Here is a 17,474-nt window from a genome sequence, read left to right on the forward strand (position 1 = left end):
AGAGGCTGCTGGAGCTGGGCGATACCTCAAAGCTCAGCTTATGAACCAACCAAATCGGCATCCTCCCTGACAGGGAGGCGCAAACCAGCCTGGGGTGACGGGAGCCTCAGGCGACCACACCCTGGGATCACCGTGCCCTACCAGCCGGCCGAGCCGACGACCTCGTCGAAACCCTAAGCCCCCCCCCGATGGCCGCTAAAGAAAACGCAGCCATTACTGACCGACCATCTCTTTGATATCTTTGAACGTGAACGATTCTTCACGTCCGCTCAGCGGAACGATATTGTCCACCGGTTCATCATCGAGATATCGGTCATTGCTGACCTCGACATTATCGTAGGTCGAGTAGCTCTTCCCTTGGAGCCGGCTATCCGACGTGGCGTACTCACCGGTCTTGTAATTCTTGCGGTCAGTCAGCGCCCGCTCATTACCGCCCCGATAGGCACTGGTCGCAAACGCCTGACTGGCATCACGTGCTTCGTTGGTGCGGAATTCAGACACGCCGCGGTAGTTCTGAGTGCGGAACTCCCCGCTCTTGAACTCACTCACACGGTAGTCACTACGCAACTTGGTCTTTCCTTCCGCTCTGAAGCCCTTTTTCTCAAACTGACTGCGGCGCCCTCCGCCCCCTCCACCGCTGTACATTTGGTTATTCGCAAGACGCTCCTCAAACGAGCCGCCAGAATAGGAGACATCATCCCCTGCGGAGCCAGAGCTCTTGCAGCCCACAGAAAAGCTCACCGCCGCCACGAGGAGTGACGATGCCAAAAGACGAAACGGATGGATCCCTGCGCTCACGGGCGAGACCCTACTCTCTCCGCCAGAACGGGTAAAGGGGAATTGTCACAGGCGGAGCCGCAGAAATGCGTTACATTTGAGCAAGGAATTCGAACTTTTTTCGTAATCCCCACCGCTTTGATCGTTCCTGCGTCATAGGTATTCTCATGTTCAGGCCGTGCCTGAGCCCACACACACTCCAAGCACACACATCCACCCATGAAAACACACTGCAGAAGCCTCGCTCTGGCTGGTCTGGCGCTCGCACTCAGCGCCAGCGCGGATGCCAGAACCTGGACCAGCTCTGACGGCTCCAAGACATTCGAAGGCACGTTCATCAGCGAACGCGGCGAGAAAGTCACCGTCGATGTCAACGGCCGCCGCCTCACATTCACAAAAGACAAACTGTCCGAGGCCGACCAAACATGGATCGCTGAGAACAGCAAACCTGAACCACCAGAAGCCACCGGAGAAGCGGATCTGTCGTCACAAGCAATCGGCAAAGAGGTGGAGAAGAAACTCGCCAAACTCGACGGCAAACGGGTCAAATCCTACAAACTGACCAAAGCACCCGAGTACTACATCCTTTACTTCTCGGCCAGCTGGTGAGGCCCTTGTAAATCTTCTGCTCCACAGTTGGTGGAGAAATACAACGACCAGATCGCCGATAACGACAAAGCCGAGATGATTCACATCAGTCTCGACCGCAGCGATGAAGCCGCAGAGAAGTGGGCAAAAAACGCCAAGATGCCATGGCCTATCATGCTTCCTAAAAAGGCCAACAAGACATCATTGAAGAAATTTGCCGGACGCGGTGTCCCTCACTACGTCCTCGTCGACAAAGATGGCAACAAACTCGCAGAAGGCCAATACCAAGCCTTCAGCAAACTGAAGGAACTGACCAAATAACACCCCATGAAGCAATTCGCTCTCCCCATAGTCAAGGCGCTCGCATTCCTCGCGATCGCAGCAACCGCCCACGCCGGCACGATCAAAGAAAAACTCGCTGGGAACACATCGGTGCTCGAAGGCACTGAGTTCAAAGCCCAGGATATCCAAGGCGAGCCGGAATATTACATTCTCTATTTCTCGGCCAGCTGGTGAGGACCATGCCGTAGTACCGCTCCACAGTTGGTGGAGACTTACGCGAAGACCATCGCCACGAACGACAAAGTCGAAATGGTGCACCTCAGCGCCGACCGCAACGCAAAAGCCGCGACTACCTGGGCGGCCAAGGAAAAGTTCCCATGGCCAACCGTCCTTCCTGAAAAGGTGAAAGCCACCGGGTTGGAAAAGTACGCCGCAGGCTACGTTCCCGACTACATCCTCGTCGATAAAGAAGGCAAGGAACTGGCCCGCAAGAGCGGCGCCGTATTCGCCAAGCTCAAAGAACTCACCGAGTAATCATCCACCAATCGAAGTTTCCTTCAGCTCCCGCAGCCTCGCGCTGCGGGAGCATTTTTTTGCCGCTCGCACAGCGTGTGTCATCACACCAAATCGGAGAGTCACCCCACAGTTCCGCACTCCGTTGCGCAGCACTGCGGCAACAGCCTTCCAGCCGTCTGAGCGCGCGCCCCAAATACGCTAAACAACCTTACCCAACCAACAATGCCTTGGCATGCTGGCGACCCGACTCGGAAGTCGATCCCCCAAGCATCCGCGCGATCTCACCCACGCGCTCGTCGCCGCTAACCTCCCGCAGCTTCGAATATGTGCGGTCATCTTCCACCACCTTGTCGACAACGAAATGCTGCCCGCCACAGGCCGCGACCTGCGGCAAGTGCGTGATCGTAATGAGCTGACGTTTGGCCGCAATGGTCTGCATCTTCCGTCCCACCGCATGCGCCACTTCACCGCCGACATTGGCGTCGATTTCATCGAAGACCAACAAGGCCACTTGGTCCTGCTCGGCGAGTGCGCTCTTCACCGCCAGCATCACCCGGGAAATCTCACCGCTGGATCCGATCAAGCGCAAAGGTTTCGCGGGCTCGCCTGGGTTCGGCATAAATTGAAACTCCACCGCATCCAGTCCGTGAGGCCCCGGTGTGTCGAGAGCCTCCACGTCCACGGCGAAGCGCGATTGCTTGAACCCAAGGTCCTTCAAATTCGCCTCGATCTCGACCGCCAGCTTCGGCGCTGCCTTGGCACGAACCTCCGACAGCTTGCGCCCAATCTCGCGCACACTCTGTTCCGCGCGGTTCGCCTCTTGCTCCAAGCGCTCGAGCTCGTCGCCCCGGTTCTGGATCGAATGCAACCGCTCGGATGCTCGCTCGTAAAACGACTTCACCTCGTCGATCGTGTCGCCGTACTTGCGCTTCAGAGATTCGATCACATCCACCCGTTGCTCCAACTGGGCAATCTCCTGCGGGTCAATTTCCACCTCATCCCGGTAGTCCGCCAACCCGCTGCTCAGTTCACCCAGTTCAATCACCGCCGAATCCAGCCCTGAGAACAACTCAGCCGCCGAGGGGTCGAGCCGCTCCAGTTCACGCGCCGCCCGCTGCACATCGCCAAGCCGCGCCACCACGCCGTCATCGCCGTCCACCGCATCGCCGATCAACCCGGAAAGCTCAATCAAGCGCACCGCATTCGTTCCACGACGGTAGCGGTCGAGCATTTGCTCCTCATCGAGATCGTCCAGCGATGCCGCCTCGATCTCCTTGATCTGATGTTCCAACAAATCCACCTCCTGCTCCGACGCCCTCTCGCTATCACGGAGCTGCTTCCATCGATTATGGGCGTCCTGCCACGTTTTCCATGCGAGGCGGTACTCCGCGTGCAAATCCACGCCGGCGCCAAATGCATCGAGAAGATGGCGTTGATGATCGCGCGACAACAAAGACTGATGGTCATGCGGCCCGTGCAGGTCGATCAAGTACTCACCAATCGCCTTCATCACCTGCAAAGTCACTGGCGAGCAGTTCACGAATTGTTTGTTAGCGCCCCCCAAACTCACGACGCGGCGCAGTAAAAGCTGACCGTCCTCACAGGCCACGCCGCCCGACTCCTCCAAAATCGCATCGATCTTGCGAGTGTCCGGCAGTTGGAAAACCGCTTCCACCACACACTTGTCCTCACCACTCCGCACCAGCGATCGGTCGGCTCGCTCGCCGAGCACCAGGTTCAACGCCCCCACAATCACCGACTTGCCCGCCCCGGTCTCACCTGTGACCGACACCATCCCCGGCGACAACTCCCAAACCAATTCTTCGACCAGGGCCAGGTTCTGAATTCGCAGTGTGGTGAGCATAGTGGGTGGTTGCGGTGATCTGATGATTATGGCAATGCTTGCCTACGAATGCGCAGATCCTGCGCGTTCTGCAACAGGAATCGCAAGCACGAACGCTAACGATCGATGAGCGGAATGAAAATCACTTTTCTAGGGACGGGAACATCTGTCGGTGTGCCCGTCATCAGTTGCCACTGCGAAGTCTGCACCTCCAATGACCCGCGCGATACCCGCCTGCGCTCGTCCATCCACGTCGAGGCCCAAGACGGCACCTGCTGGATCGTCGACTGCGGCCCGGACCTGCGCACCCAATGCCTCCGCGCCGGAATCGAACACCTGGACGCCGTACTCATCTCCCATGCCCACACCGACCACGTCATGGGCTTCGATGACCTGCGCCCATTCTCGTGGCGCAAGGATGACGGGCTCCCCATCTATGCCACCCACGACTCACTGGTCACGCTGCGCCAGTCGTTCGGCTTCGCATTCGACAACGCCATCCGCCAAAAGGGCTACTTCCACCCCAACCCGATGTGCCTCACAGGGCCATTCCACCTCGGTACCACCCGGGTCACTCCTCTGCCCGTCATCCACGGCAACGTCGACACCATCGGCTACCTTTTTGAAACAGAAGCAGGCAAGCGCATCGCCTACATGAGCGACGTCAAGACCGTGCCCGCTGAATCCCGCGAGCAACTGGGATCCCTCGACTTGCTCGTCATCGACGCACTGCGCCCCGCCCCGCACCCGACCCACATGTGCATCGACGAAGCGCTTGCGTTTTCGGAACGGATCGGTTCTCCTCGCACCCTGCTGACCCACCTCACCCACGACATCCGGTTCCGCGACCTGGAGCCCTCGCTCCCCAACCACGTGGAGATTGCCTATGACATGCTGGAAGTCGTGATTTGAGCGTGGCCTACGCTCCACATTCACTTCTCATGCCCCGCATTGTTTCTCATTTCCTCGCCCTGCTCGTGCTCGGAGCCTTGTTGCTCCAACCGGCACTCGCCCGCCGCACCGCTCCACCCGAGATCGACCGCTCACAGGTGCTGGTCGTATTCAACCAAAACGAGCAGGCCTCGCGCGAGCTCGCCGAGCACTACGCCACAGCTCGCAACATCCCGCGGGAAAACCTGCTGGGCCTCCGTTGCTCGGAAAAAGAGACCATCACCCGCAGCGAGTTCATCACCTCGATCGAACGACCGATCCGCGACCACCTGAGCAAAAACAAATTGTGGCAACTCGCCCGAACGCGGCAAGGCACGCAGGAAGCCGTCGCCAGCAAAATCAAAGTCATCGTGATGATCAAGGGCGTCCCGCTCCGCGTCTCACGCGACGCGCTCGAGATAGAAGGCAAGAAGGGCACGTTCAAAGCCAACGAAGCCGCCATCGACTCGGAACTCGCCGCACTCGGGCTGATCGACCACCCAACCACCGGCTTCGTCCGCAACCCGTACTTCAAGAAGGATCAGAGCATCACCGAAGCCAACATCCCGTGGCTCTTCCTCGTCGGCCGCATCGACGGCCCAAGCTATAAGATCGCGCGCCGCATGATCGACGACGCGATCCAAGTCGAGAAATCCGGCCTGTGGGGCATGGGCGTGGTCGACCTGGCTGGTAAGTTCCCGCTCGGTGAGGCCTGGCTCAAGAACATCTATAAAGCCAACTGGAAAGCTGGCATCCCCACACTCATCGACCGCCACAAGCCGACCATTCCATCGCACTACCCGCTGCGTGATACCGCAGTCTACTTTGGTTGGTACAGCGGCCACCGCGACGGCCCTCTCATGAACCCGGACTGGAAGTTCAAACAAGGTGCCGTCGCCGTTCACCTCCACTCGTTCAGCGCCGCCACCGTGCGCACGACGGACAAACACTGGGTCGGCCCGATCCTCAATGCAGGTGCGGCAGCCACCGTCGGCAACGTCTACGAACCCTACCTCCAGCTCACCCATTACTTTGAGCTCCTCCACCAACGTCTGCTCGATGGCTACACATTGGTCGAGGCCGGCTACATGTCACTGCCTGCGGTTTCGTGGATGAATGTGACCATGGGCGACCCGCTCTACCGCCCGTTCGCCCGCCGTCACGAGTTGAAGATCAGCCCGAGTGATCTCCCTCAGGACAAAGATTACATCGCCATTGCCGTGGCTTTTTCCTCCTGGGGGCGCACTCCGATGACACTCCACCGCAAACTGGAGCAGGCCTTCCGCCGGACTCGCAATGGAATTTACTACGAAACGATTGCTCTCCACCACTACCAGCAGAATGGGTTCAGCGAGTGCATCGAGTTCCTCCAGCGCGCGCAGCAGATCTACTCGTCCCCAGCCGACAAACTGCGCTGCGGTCTACTTGAAGCGGATGCCTTGCTCGCTAAAAAACAGAAAGCCGACGCTCTCGACCTCCTGCGTGATTTGAAAAAGCGCTATCGCCGCGAGCCATCGGTCAAAGCGGCAGAAGTCATGCTCAGCCGCCTCACACCAAAGCCGAAACCCAAACCGGCAACGGATGCAAAGGAGAAGAAATCATCACAAGCTGGTTAGCTTGGAGCTCAGTGTCGGCGAGATCATCGAAGGACGTCTTGCCTGAACTGTGATGAGTCCCGAGTAACAACGCCCCCCCAATCCGCTACAATTTGATGACAGGCATCAAAGTGCAAAAGGCCACCAAAGACACCACAAACCACTCCACACCAACTCATTACAAAAACACCCAACCCCGCGCATGTGGCGCAGGATTGGGTGGAAGAGAACGGAAGTGATACCTTAGCTCACCTTGGTCCTACCTTGCAGCATATCCACTACATCGGCAGCACCATACGAGTCGTGTGGCGAATCGAGAAGGTAGCGCAGGAACGAGAAGTCCGAGCCACTGGTGACAATCGGCGGGATCACCTCGCCATCGCGCACCTGGCCAAGACCAATGGTCGAGAGCAAGCCATTGCACAGGCACTGCTTGCCAGCGCACATATCCGAGGATCCACCACGCTCGACAAACTTGGAAACCGGTGACGACGGGCAACGGAACGAAACCTCGCCATTCTTGCTCACAAAGCCGGAGCGCAAATACCCAAGATCGCATCGTCGAGTCGACTCATCAGGCACTTCATAGCCATCGAGTTCGATCAACTTGATAGGATAACCTGTCGGCGACGCATTAAAATCCGTCTCCACATGGAGCTTGTGAGCGAAATACTTCTCGATCACTTCTTGTTTGATCTCAGGGAGGATGCCCGACTCACGGCAGTAGGCAAAAGCGGTGCCAACCTGCACGCCCTGGGCGCCATCGACCTTGGCCGCCTCGAGCATATCGTAGGAAGCACATCCTCCTGCGAGCCAGAATGGGCGGCCCAATTCGCGGATCTTCGCCAGGTTCACCTCATCGCGAGGTCCATACTGACCACGACGCGGTGGTGCGTTGTGCCCACCGGCGGAGTGGTGCTCGATCACAAAACCATCCACATGCCCGGTCGCACGCTTGACCAATGTACGCGCCAGCGTGTCCGACGAAATGACCGCAATGAACTTAGGACGCTTCAATTCGGTGATACCCACCGGGCAGTACTCATCCGGGTCAAACTGCTGGAAATAACTCTCCTCGCCACCGCTGACATGCACTTTCAATTCCACCGACTTGATTCCAGCCAAGCCATCCAGAATTCCTGGGATCATCAAAGGAATCCCGCCCCCCATCAGCACGTAATCCACGCCGGCAATCATCGCGCCAAAAAGCGTCGGCATGGTCGGAAGCTGGATCTTCTCCAACAGGTTCATCCCGATCACTCCATCATGCCCTTCCTTGGCGAGCCATACCTCGACAAAGGCGCCCATCATCATCATGTCCACGCTGGTGCGGGTCAGTTGAAGTGACGGCATCGGCAACACCTTGAACGGTTTGTCCGCAGGCTTGCCGCCCTCGATGAAATACTTGTCGAGAATCGCCTTTGCCAGATCCTGATCGGGATACGCGGCCATCGCCCGGCGGACGGAGCCATCCGGGTCTCCGTTCTGCAACCGACGCGCCAAAACCGTGTCCAGCGCCGTTCCAGAGACGACTCCCAATTGCCCAGCCTGCGCCACAGCCTTGGCAAGCGTCCAGTTCGATACCCCTACACCCATGCCTCCTTGGATGATCTCGGGAAGTTGTTCATTTGCAGTGCTCATACGCGTCATTCGTAAAATTTTCAATCCTCCTCAGAACGAGGGGATTCCGCTTATTTGCGCTGTCTGGAGACGGAGTTCCATAAGATTCCGTCCATTGTTCCGCATCCCCTCCCGAGCGGTTCGGATTCGGACTAAAGGAAGAATCGCAGACCAACGAATCCCCCTCCCCCTCCGGCCGGACTCCGCCCCCCACGTCTGTTATCCACACCTTCCATCCACGCCCCCTCGGAGCGACACCTCAGGAAAACAAAATCGGGGCTCCGGATTTCTCCGAAGCCCCGACCGAAAACGAACCACTCCCACTAGCGGGGTGGCGCATTCGCTAGCATTAATCAATCACCTCAGGCCAGTCGGTGTGGAAGAACTCACCACGTGGCTTGTCGGTGCGCTCGTAGGTGTGCGCGCCAAAGAAGTCACGCTGCGCCTGGAGCAGGTTGGCCGACAGACGCTCGTTGCGGTAGCTGTCGTAGTAACCGAGGCTCGCGCTGAAGGCCGGCACAGGGATTCCATTGGAAACCGCCAAAGCAACCACTTCGCGCCAGTTCTGCTGGTTCTTGTTCAACACGTCCTTGAAGAACGGATCGAGCATCAGGTTGCTGAGCTCTGCGTTGTTGCGGTACGCGTCGGTGATGCGGTTGAGGAAACGAGCACGGATGATGCAGCCGCCGCGCCAGATGGCTGCGATTGCCGCGAGGTCCAGGTTCCAGCCCTTCTGCTCGCCGGTGGTGGCGATGAGGTCCAGCCCCTGTGCGTAGGAAATGATCTTCGACGCGTAGAGAGCGTCGCGGACTTTGTCGACCAACGCAGCCTTCTCCACGGAAAGCTCGACTTTTGGCCCTTCCAACTGAGTGCTGGCGTCGACACGCTTCTCTTTCATCGACGAAAGGATGCGGGCTTCCACTGCTGCGTTGATGGTGGAAATCACCACGGCGTTTTCCACCGCGTTCATGATGGTCCAGCGACCGGTGCCTTTCTGGCCGGCTGTATCGAGGATCACATCGACGATAGGCGCGCCGGTCTCCGGATCATTCTGCTTGAAGATCTCAGCGGTAATCTGAATCAGGTAGCTCTCAAGGTCGCCGTTGTTCCACTCGGTGAACACAGCGGCAAGCTCCTCTGCGGTGAAACCAGCTGCCTTGAAAATGCTGTACGCTTCGCAGATCAGCTGCATGTCGCCGTACTCGATGCCGTTGTGGATCATCTTCACGTAGTGACCGGCACCACCAGGACCGATGTGGGTCACGCATGCCTCGCCGTCCACCTTGGCGGAGATGCTCTCGAAAATTGGCTTCATCACATCCCAGGTCGACTCAGGTCCACCAGGCATGATCGATGGCCCTTTGCGGGCACCTTCCTCACCACCGGAAACGCCGGCACCAATGAAACGCAGACCTTCCTTCTCAAGCCAGGCGTCACGGCGCTCGGTGTCGGTGTAAAGTGAGTTACCACCGTCAATGATGATGTCCCCTTCTTCGAGCAGAGGAATCAATGACTCGATCACCGCGTCAACAGGACCACCAGCCTTGACCATGATCATCACCTTGCGTGGGCGTGCAAGACTCTGGACAAACTCCTCCAAGCTCTGGGTGCCCACCAACTTCTTGTCCGGATGCGCCGACACAAATTCATCGGTCACCGAACCGGTTCGGTTATATACAGAAACCTGGAACCCGCGGCTCTCCACATTGAGCACCAAGTTCTGTCCCATCACAGCAAGCCCGATCAGGCCGAAGTCGCTTTTGTTTTCCATGGGCACAACTTCGCGAGAAATCCGCACGAAACAAGTTGGAGTTTGCTTTCAATCCGCGCTTTCCCCCGATCCCCCCAAAAGGCCCGCCCGACGTCACACCAACAACCGGAAGGCCGTCCCACCAGCGCTTCGCACCGTCTCACGAGCGTCGATGGAGCAACCTCACTCTTGAGGTTGAACGCGCGACTCCGCATCACGCAGCGCCCCACGGACCGCCGGTTTCCCATCCGGCCATCCCGCAGTCGCGGGACTACGCTAGAAGCGTAGCCATCGGAGCGCAGCGACCACTCTCCCAAAACTCACCTCACGCAAAGCCCCGAAGATCCCAAAGAAGAGCTACCGATCCGATCGCCACAAAAGCTTCGTGTCCTTCCAGCCCTTCGAGGTTCCCCCCCCAATTCAAAAATCCCATGAATCATGTCAATCCTGTCCAAAAACTTCCCTGAGGCAGCGACGGCAGAAATACTGACCCTCCACCACACAACGCCCCCACCGCCAATCTCGGAAACTCCCTCGACATCAACCGCAAGCCCACCAATGGTCTGCTCATAAAACCATCAGCACGGATTCGACTTGCTCTCAAAAGTCCTTTATTGGCACCTTTGACAAACCCGTCATACAAATTATGTCCGCACCAGTTCCAAAGCGCATCTCTCTCCTCGCGCAAACGGTCAACAGCATCCGCAATCAAATCTACGATGGATCGTGGGGACAATACCTGCCGCCGGAGCGCACCCTCTGTGAGCGCCTCCAGATCAGCCGCAGTACTCTGCGCAGGGCTCTCGAAAAAGTCGCGGCCGAAGGACTCATCGACCTCGGCGGCTCCGGCAAACGCAGAACCATCCTCGCAAAACCCGATCCGGAACGCGCCCGCCTGCCAGAGGAATACACCAACACCACCCACCGCATCGTCTGGCTCAGCCAAACCCCATTGGCCGAGATGTCCAGCATCAACATCCGCCTCATCGCGTCCCTCCAGGCGCGCCTCGCCCAGCGCAACTGCACACTCTCCATCATCCAACTACCGGAGCGCGTCCGCGAAAAACCGGAACGCCACATGGATAGGTGGATGGGCGATATCGAAGCCGATGCCTGGATTCTCCACTGGATGCCCGAGCCCGTCCAACGCTGGTTCCACCATCACCGCCGTGACGCCTGTATCTTCGGCACACCGGCAGACGGCATCGACCTCGCCAGCATCGAGTTCGACACCGCCGCTGCCATGCAGCACGCCACTATCCAACTCCAACACAGCGGACACACCCACATCGCCTTGCTGCGCCCCGATAACAAACTGGTAGGTGACCAACGCATGGAGGAACGCTTCCTCCAACTCGCAACCGACAACATCCACCACACGGCCATCCGCATCGGTGACGAACCCGAACAGATCGAGCGGGAACTCGTTCGCGTTTTCACCAAAAACGACCAACGCCCACCGTCCGCGTTGATCTGTACCCACGTCCACAGCGCACTCTACGCCACCACTTGGCTCCAACACCACCGCATCAAAATCCCCGACCAAGTCAGCATCATCCTGCTGCGGTCCCAACCACTCATGCGCTACGTTTATCCATCCCTCTCGCATTATGCGATCAACGAAGAGCGAGCCGTCACCGAGATCATCCCACAGCTCAATGACCTGATGAGCGCACACATTTCCTCATCAGCCCGAATCAACCTCATCCCTGAATTCAAAAAGGGAAACAGCTCGCGATAACCACTGCTCAAAAAAAACGCGATCTCCGTGCATTTTCTTTGAACGCACTGCCACTGCAGAGAAACAAACCATCTGTTGTCATGGTCGTGTGACCTGATGTGTTTTCATTGTTTTTTGTTTTCCTCCCGGAGTTCACGCTCCGGGAGGTTTTTTTTTACATTTGTTTTGAACGCCGTGCCCATGAGCGGACACGTAACGTTTGTAAATCCGCTTCATGTGCCTGGCGCTTGTTTCGGTGTTTTCATTGTTTTGTTTTGGTTTTCCTCCCAAGGTTCGCGCCTTGGGAGGTTTTTTTTATGTCTGAAAAACCCGTAATGGTATCAACGTGAACCATCGCAGATTCCATAGCGTTCTGTCGTCCACTCAGAGATATTCTGCGGCACACCCCCAGCCCACGGCTGACTGGATATCATCGAGTTAACGCACATGAACCGCATTTCCCGCATCCTTGCACTCACGGCCTGCACCACATTGGCAGCCCCTCTGACCTCCGCCTACGCGGAACACTATAAGCTCTTCGTTCTCACCGGACAGTCCAACTCACTCGGCACTACCAATGGAGGTGAGAGCGATCCAAGCTCGGGCAGCGATCCCGCCGACAGCCACATCAAGTTCGCCTGGCGCAATGTCCAAAATGCCACGACCACTATTGGCCACTCCGGCCAAACCTTGGACCCAGCTACCACCACCGCGGACTTCACCACGCTTCAGGATCAGCAGGGCGGTGTCTACGGAGGCAGCGCCACGCACTGGGGACCGGAAATTTCCTTCGGCCGCAATCTCTTCAAAGCAGGCGTCCGTAACTTCGGCATCATCAAAGCCAGCCGTGGCGGCGGCGGTAACACATTCTGGGACAAATCCGCCGGCGGCCACATGTACACCGACGTCGTCGATACCGTGACCGAAGCCACCGCCGACCTCACCGCAGACGGCCATACCTTCGAAATCGTCGGCCTGCTCTACTTCCAAGGTGAAAGCAACACCGCTGCCGAAGCCTCCGTCGCCGGCAGCCGATTCAAAACACTCGTCGACAACCTGCGCTCGGACCTCCCGAACGCAGCGTCACTCCACGGGTTGATCGGCGGCATCGCGAAATCCGGCAGCGAGGAAGACACCACTCGCGCCCAGCACGCTGCCATCGCCGCCAGCACATCCTACATTTCCTACTTCGATAACGTCGACCAAACCGCCAACTACTCACCCGACGGCCTCCACTTTAACAAGCAAGGAAAACTGACCATCGGCCAGCGTTTTGCCAATGCCGCATTCGACGCAGGCATCGTCTCCCGCCACTACGGACGTCTCGTGTTCATTGGCGACTCCATCACCCAGGGCGGTAACGGAGACCATCCGAGCTATCGCTACCAGGTCTTCAAGAACCTGGCCAACGCCAACGTCCCGGCCGACGCAGCTACCGGCTATCAGTTCGTCGGCAGCGTCACCGGAGCCCACACCACCGCCAGCGGTGGCGGCAACGTCACCACCCCGGACGTCAACGGCCAAAGCTTTAGCAATGTCCACGAAGGCCACTACGGCTGGCGCGTATCCTGGGAAGTCGGACGCGTCGCCCTGCCCGCTGGGCGCCGCAGTGGCAACCGAGGTGAAGGCACCTTGCTCAACTGGACCGGTCAGGCCAACCCTCAAGAGTACGACTTGGACTCCATCGGCAACAAGGTCCCGTACCCCGACCCAGCGGCTTCGGACACAGGCAATACCGGCACGACCTACACCCCGGACACTGCAGTGATCAAAATCGGTATCAACGACATCGCCGACGGGGTCGCCGTCACTCAGATCCGCGACGACATCGGCACTATGATCGACCAACTCCAGGCCGCCAACGCCAATGTCCGCATCTTCCTCAGCCAGGTGCTCTACATCAACAAGGGCGCAGCTCTGAACGCAAAAGTCGACGAACTGAATGCGCTGCTTCCCTCCTTGGCTGCCGACAAAACCACGAGCACCTCGCCGATCTGGGTGATCGAAACCAACACCGGCTTTAACCCAGTCACCCAGACTTTCGACCAAGTGCACCCGAACGCTGACGGCGAAGCCTACGTCGGCAACCGCATCTCCGGCGGCCTCGCATTGATCGAAATGCCCGTACCTGGCGGCGTCACCGCCCTGCCATTGCAAGAAAAAGACAGCAACGACCTCGGCTCAGCCAAATTTGAAGGAACCGACATCTGGAACACCGGCAGCTTTGCCACCGGATGGATCAGCAACGGCAATCCCGGCGCAACGGCAGCCGACGACAACGACATCCGCATCACCCACCCCGGTGATGCGATCGCCCACTGGATCGAAGGCACCAACACAGGATGGTCCGACATCAACGACGGCATCTGGACCTGGGAAGCCCGCTTCAAGTTCGACGCACTCCCGAATGGCTTCATCGTCTGGCTCGGCACGGGCGAGGACGCAATTTTCATCGAGCTCTATGCCGACCGCACCCAGGACACCGGCGGGCAATCGTTCAACGTTGCACACAACAACACCGATGGCCAGTTCCACACGTTCAGAGTCACCCACGACCCGAATACCAACCGCTACCACGTCTGGCGCGATGACGTACAGCTCACCCCTGCAGGAGGTGCCCCATACGACGGCCCCACCGATGACGAACGCATGATCCTCGGTGACTTCACCGGCAGTTCCTTCGGCGACGGCTACTCAGTCACCGTAGACTACGTGATGTATCGCGGCGGCTACGAGGGCAACGAAATCCACAATGGCACTTCGTTCATCAACAGTTGGACGAATGCACAAAATGCCCTCACCGCAACCATCGTTAACTCCACAGACCTTCAGCTCGTTAACCCTGGATCGGGGCCCGCATGGCTCGAAGGGGAGAACACCGATTGGGCAACCAAAAACGACAGCTACTGGACATGGGAGTCACGGATCAAGTGCGACAACGTAGCCAACGGGTTCATCATCTGGCTCGAAACCGGAGCCAAGGCAATCCAAGTCGCGCTCTTTCCGGACCGCACGGAAGACCTCGGAGCCAACAGCTTCTCCATCAGCCACAACAACGTCGATGGAGAATTCCACACCTTCCGCATCGGCTACGACGCGGCACGCGAAGTCTACCACGTCTGGCGCGACGGCGAACGCCTCACCAATACCCAGGGCGCGACACCAGACGCAAACGTCCTCACCCAGCGCATGATCCTCGGTGACTACACAACCGGCCCGTTCGGCAATAACTTCGATGTCACCATCGACTACATCCGCACCGACTCAGGTAACTCATACCTGCCCCTCACCGCCGACGCCGACAAGGACGGCCTGCCCGACCTGTGGGAAGACCGCTACTACGGCAGCCTCACCGGCGCATCCGCAACCGCAGACGACGATGCCGACGGCCGCAACAACCTCGACGAGTACACAGCCGACACCAACCCAACCGATTCCAACTCGACACTAACCGTCACATCGACCGTGAACTCCGCCGAGGGCACATGGAACCTGACCGTCCCGAAATCGTCCACCGCCCGGCGCTATACCCTCAAAAAGAGCGTCGATCTTGGAATCGCGGATCCGTGGGCCGCTGTGCCGGGCCAAGGCCCCATCACCGGCAACGGCAGCAACCTCGTCTTCCAAGACACCCCGACCGGCAACCGCACCTTCTACAAGGTCGAAGTCTCCCACCCATAGTTCCTCGTTAAAAATCGCCCGGACGCACGATCAATATGCCCGCTGAGCCCCCCGCTCAGCGGGCATTTTTGTGCCCATCCTCAATCGCGACACTCACCCCATAGATCGACGAGCCCCCATGGAATCACGGTGTCCCCACCGTCCGTGGAACAGCCCCATCCCCATTGTCGACGAGGACGTCGAACCACCACGCATCCTCCGCATCACACAGAGGCCCCACGGACCGCCGGTTTCCCATCCGGCCACCAATCCTCAAGGAGCGCAGCGACCACTACTCCCCCTCCTTCGCCCGACGGCAGGAATGCCGTCCCTCCAGCGCTTCGCACCGCCACACGAACGGCGATGGAGCAACCTCACTCTTGAGGTTGACCGAGCGACTCCAGCATACCCTACCACGCTTCTCTCTCCGAAATCCCGTGAATCATGTCAATCCTGTCCAAACACGATTCCAAAACCGCCGCCCCTCGCATCCGGCTCCTCCGGTCCTACCGTTTGCGCCGCAAATGAAGCTTCAGTCCCTGATAACGGACTGTCGAAGAACCGGTTCCCATGGAGGCGCGCGCGCCCGACGAACCACGAAGGCGCATCGCCAAATCAAAGCGATCCTCGTAAATCGGCTCTCCCTTGTCGAACAAGACGCCATTCAAACGGGAAGTCTCCTCGCCCAGACCCACCCGGACAGCGACATCACCACCGCCCGAATTGGCAAAACTCAGCACATAAACACGTCCCTGCCGCAGCCTTACACCGCTCGGAAACTCAAAACGGGTCACCACCCCGTCACCCAATGCCAAATCCTTCACCGTGCTCTCTGCAATCTCAGCTCCGAGCCCCCAGGTCGAGGCATCACCATCCGCATCCTCGCTCAGCACCAGCTTCACTGATTTGTTATCAATATCATCCTGATGTCCCATCAATTTAGCGCCCCCCACCTCAATGGCATCCACCTCCATGCTCTGCGCCATGGTGAAGGTCTGACCACACGACTCTTCGAAATTCGCACTATCAACCGCGGGCAACGACGAAACATCTCCATCTGCAGTGGCCTCAAGCCTCATCGCCAGGTCGAACCGCCCCTCGAAAGCAGGCTTTTTGTCGGAAAACAAACACCAGCCGGGACGCGCCCCGGCTGGACTGAGCCCTACACGCCGGGTTGCCACACGTCCTCGCCCATCCAGCACTACCAACGCATAGACCCGCCCCCCTCTAAGGCGCACAGGCTGCGCCAAGTTCGCGGTGACATCAGACCCCTGACCAAGTAACTCCACGGCTTCAGACCGCGCCAATACTTCACCAGGATCCCAAGTTTCCGGGTTGCCATCGAGATCCTCACGCAACTCCACCGAAACCGCCCCTAGCCAGCCATTCTCTTTGTCCTCTTTATAGAAATGGGCCGCACGCCCCAACGTCACCGCATCCACATTCAATCCGCCACCCACAGGGAGCGCAAACGTCTGCCCAATCGGGCCCAAAAGATTTGCCTGATCCTCCGCAGGCAAACTGGAAACCGAGTTCCCCACCGCCGACACCACGGCACACCCAAAAACCGTCAAAAACAACCACTTACGCATCATCATCATCTCCATTCAGACCAGCAGATAAAAAGGATATTCCGCGCCAAAACTCAAGTACGAATCGATCGCCGCCACCCTCACCCAAAACCAGACACATTTAAGCGTTAGAACCCATCAAAAAATAAAAATCCTCTCCCGTAATCAGCAGAGAGCAGCACGCCCCCATCCGCCTACCACTCTACCAAAACCTTCCTCACGCAAAGCACCCAAAGACCCAAAGGAGAAGTAGCGATCCAATTGCCACAAGAACTTCGACCTCTTCGCGCCCTTCGCCGCCCTCCCCCCAACTCATAAATCCCGTGAATCATGTCCATCGTGTCCAAAAATGCACCGGCACCGCTCCGTCCGACGGGCGACGATGGACCAACCTCACTCCTGAGGTTGAACGAGCGGCTCCGCTCCACCCTAACCACCCCCGAACATCCCCTTTGTCGACGAGGACGTCGAACCTCCATACACCCTCCGCATCACGCAGCGCCCCCTCGGACCGCCGTTCTCCAGTACGGCCATCAATCCCCACGGAGCGCAGCGACCACTCTTCCTCACCAGACCTCACGCAAAGCACCCTAAGCCCCAAAGAAGAAGCACCGATCCGCCC

12 protein-coding genes and 1 pseudogene are annotated in these 17,474 nt (G+C 58.4%); 8 read left to right on the plus strand and 5 right to left on the minus strand.

All coding sequences use genetic code 11. The features are described from left to right. Positions 1 to 213: 213 nt before the first annotated feature. Positions 214 to 768 (minus strand): hypothetical protein, encoded by a 555-nt coding sequence (locus G3M56_RS13790; RefSeq protein WP_164365331.1) that lies wholly within the window; start codon positions 766 to 768, stop codon positions 214 to 216. A 228-nt stretch (positions 769 to 996) separates the two neighbouring features. On the opposite strand from G3M56_RS13790, the gene G3M56_RS13795 reads away from it, so the two are divergent. The 4 genes and pseudogenes from G3M56_RS13795 to G3M56_RS13810 all read left to right on the plus strand — a co-directional run bounded on the left by G3M56_RS13795 (position 997) and on the right by G3M56_RS13810 (position 2,181). Continuing rightward, positions 997 to 1,386, plus strand: coding sequence for a hypothetical protein (locus tag G3M56_RS13795; RefSeq protein WP_164365330.1), 390 nt, complete (start codon positions 997 to 999; stop codon positions 1,384 to 1,386). A gap of 15 nt (positions 1,387 to 1,401) precedes the next feature. After that, positions 1,402 to 1,686: pseudogene (locus G3M56_RS13800) on the plus strand (TlpA family protein disulfide reductase); the annotation flags it as partial. Positions 1,687 to 1,692: 6 nt separating this feature from the next. After that, positions 1,693 to 1,881 (plus strand): hypothetical protein, encoded by a 189-nt coding sequence (locus tag G3M56_RS13805; RefSeq protein WP_164365328.1) that lies wholly within the window; start codon positions 1,693 to 1,695, stop codon positions 1,879 to 1,881. Between the two features lie 30 nt (positions 1,882 to 1,911). Next, positions 1,912 to 2,181 (plus strand): TlpA family protein disulfide reductase, encoded by a 270-nt coding sequence (locus G3M56_RS13810; protein WP_164365327.1) that lies wholly within the window; start codon positions 1,912 to 1,914, stop codon positions 2,179 to 2,181. Between the two features lie 190 nt (positions 2,182 to 2,371). On the opposite strand, the gene recN is transcribed toward G3M56_RS13810, so the two are convergent. Then, positions 2,372 to 4,027, minus strand: a complete 1,656-nt coding sequence (recN, locus tag G3M56_RS13815; RefSeq protein ID WP_164365326.1) for a DNA repair protein RecN — start codon at positions 4,025 to 4,027, stop codon at positions 2,372 to 2,374. 114 nt (positions 4,028 to 4,141) lie between these two features. On the opposite strand from recN, the gene G3M56_RS13820 reads away from it, so the two are divergent. Both G3M56_RS13820 and G3M56_RS13825 read left to right on the plus strand, forming a co-directional pair. Next, on the plus strand, positions 4,142 to 4,918 hold the full coding sequence (locus tag G3M56_RS13820; RefSeq protein ID WP_235203475.1) for an MBL fold metallo-hydrolase: 777 nt from the start codon (positions 4,142 to 4,144) through the stop codon (positions 4,916 to 4,918). A 29-nt stretch (positions 4,919 to 4,947) separates the two neighbouring features. Continuing rightward, complete coding sequence (locus G3M56_RS13825) at positions 4,948 to 6,552, plus strand: TIGR03790 family protein (RefSeq protein WP_164365324.1); 1,605 nt, start codon at positions 4,948 to 4,950, stop codon at positions 6,550 to 6,552. Between the two features lie 222 nt (positions 6,553 to 6,774). Here the strand turns inward: G3M56_RS13825 and G3M56_RS13830 are convergent, their stop codons facing one another. Both G3M56_RS13830 and gnd read right to left on the minus strand, forming a co-directional pair. After that, positions 6,775 to 8,172, minus strand: a complete 1,398-nt coding sequence (locus tag G3M56_RS13830) for a nitronate monooxygenase (RefSeq protein WP_235203476.1) — start codon at positions 8,170 to 8,172, stop codon at positions 6,775 to 6,777. A 328-nt stretch (positions 8,173 to 8,500) separates the two neighbouring features. After that, positions 8,501 to 9,922 carry a decarboxylating NADP(+)-dependent phosphogluconate dehydrogenase gene (gene gnd, locus G3M56_RS13835; protein ID WP_164365322.1) on the minus strand — a complete coding sequence of 474 codons (1,422 nt, stop codon included), beginning with the start codon at positions 9,920 to 9,922 and terminating at the stop codon, positions 8,501 to 8,503. Positions 9,923 to 10,547: 625 nt separating this feature from the next. On the opposite strand from gnd, the gene G3M56_RS13840 reads away from it, so the two are divergent. Together G3M56_RS13840 and G3M56_RS13845 are read left to right on the plus strand one after the other, a co-directional pair. Beyond that, entirely contained in the window at positions 10,548 to 11,642 is a 1,095-nt protein-coding gene (locus tag G3M56_RS13840) for a substrate-binding domain-containing protein (RefSeq protein WP_164365321.1), read from the plus strand. 426 nt (positions 11,643 to 12,068) lie between these two features. Further along, positions 12,069 to 15,302, plus strand: a complete 3,234-nt coding sequence (locus G3M56_RS13845) for a sialate O-acetylesterase (protein ID WP_164365320.1) — start codon at positions 12,069 to 12,071, stop codon at positions 15,300 to 15,302. Between the two features lie 485 nt (positions 15,303 to 15,787). Here G3M56_RS13845 and G3M56_RS13850 read toward each other — a convergent pair whose 3' ends face one another. Next, entirely contained in the window at positions 15,788 to 16,882 is a 1,095-nt protein-coding gene (locus G3M56_RS13850; protein WP_235203477.1) for a hypothetical protein, read from the minus strand. Between the last annotated feature and the right edge of the window lie 592 nt (positions 16,883 to 17,474).

Source organism: Sulfuriroseicoccus oceanibius (assembly GCF_010681825.2).
In the GTDB taxonomy this organism is placed as follows: Bacteria; Verrucomicrobiota; Verrucomicrobiia; order Verrucomicrobiales; family SLCJ01; genus Sulfuriroseicoccus; species Sulfuriroseicoccus oceanibius.

Excerpts from the sequence above, each read along its gene's own strand:
- G3M56_RS13825 (WP_164365324.1), top strand. The coding sequence starts at position 4,948 with ATGCCCCGCATTGTTTCTCATTTCCTCGCCCTGCTCGTGCTCGGAGCC.
- G3M56_RS13850 (WP_235203477.1), bottom strand. The coding sequence starts at position 16,882 with ATGATGATGATGCGTAAGTGGTTGTTTTTGACGGTTTTTGGGTGTGCC.
- G3M56_RS13795 (WP_164365330.1), top strand. The coding sequence starts at position 997 with ATGAAAACACACTGCAGAAGCCTCGCTCTGGCTGGTCTGGCGCTCGCA.
- G3M56_RS13830 (WP_235203476.1), bottom strand. The coding sequence starts at position 8,172 with ATGAGCACTGCAAATGAACAACTTCCCGAGATCATCCAAGGAGGCATG.
- G3M56_RS13805 (WP_164365328.1), top strand. The coding sequence starts at position 1,693 with ATGAAGCAATTCGCTCTCCCCATAGTCAAGGCGCTCGCATTCCTCGCG.
- recN (WP_164365326.1), bottom strand. The coding sequence starts at position 4,027 with ATGCTCACCACACTGCGAATTCAGAACCTGGCCCTGGTCGAAGAATTG.
- gnd (WP_164365322.1), bottom strand. The coding sequence starts at position 9,922 with ATGGAAAACAAAAGCGACTTCGGCCTGATCGGGCTTGCTGTGATGGGA.
- G3M56_RS13820 (WP_235203475.1), top strand. The coding sequence starts at position 4,142 with ATGAAAATCACTTTTCTAGGGACGGGAACATCTGTCGGTGTGCCCGTC.
- G3M56_RS13845 (WP_164365320.1), top strand. The coding sequence starts at position 12,069 with ATGAACCGCATTTCCCGCATCCTTGCACTCACGGCCTGCACCACATTG.
- G3M56_RS13840 (WP_164365321.1), top strand. The coding sequence starts at position 10,548 with ATGTCCGCACCAGTTCCAAAGCGCATCTCTCTCCTCGCGCAAACGGTC.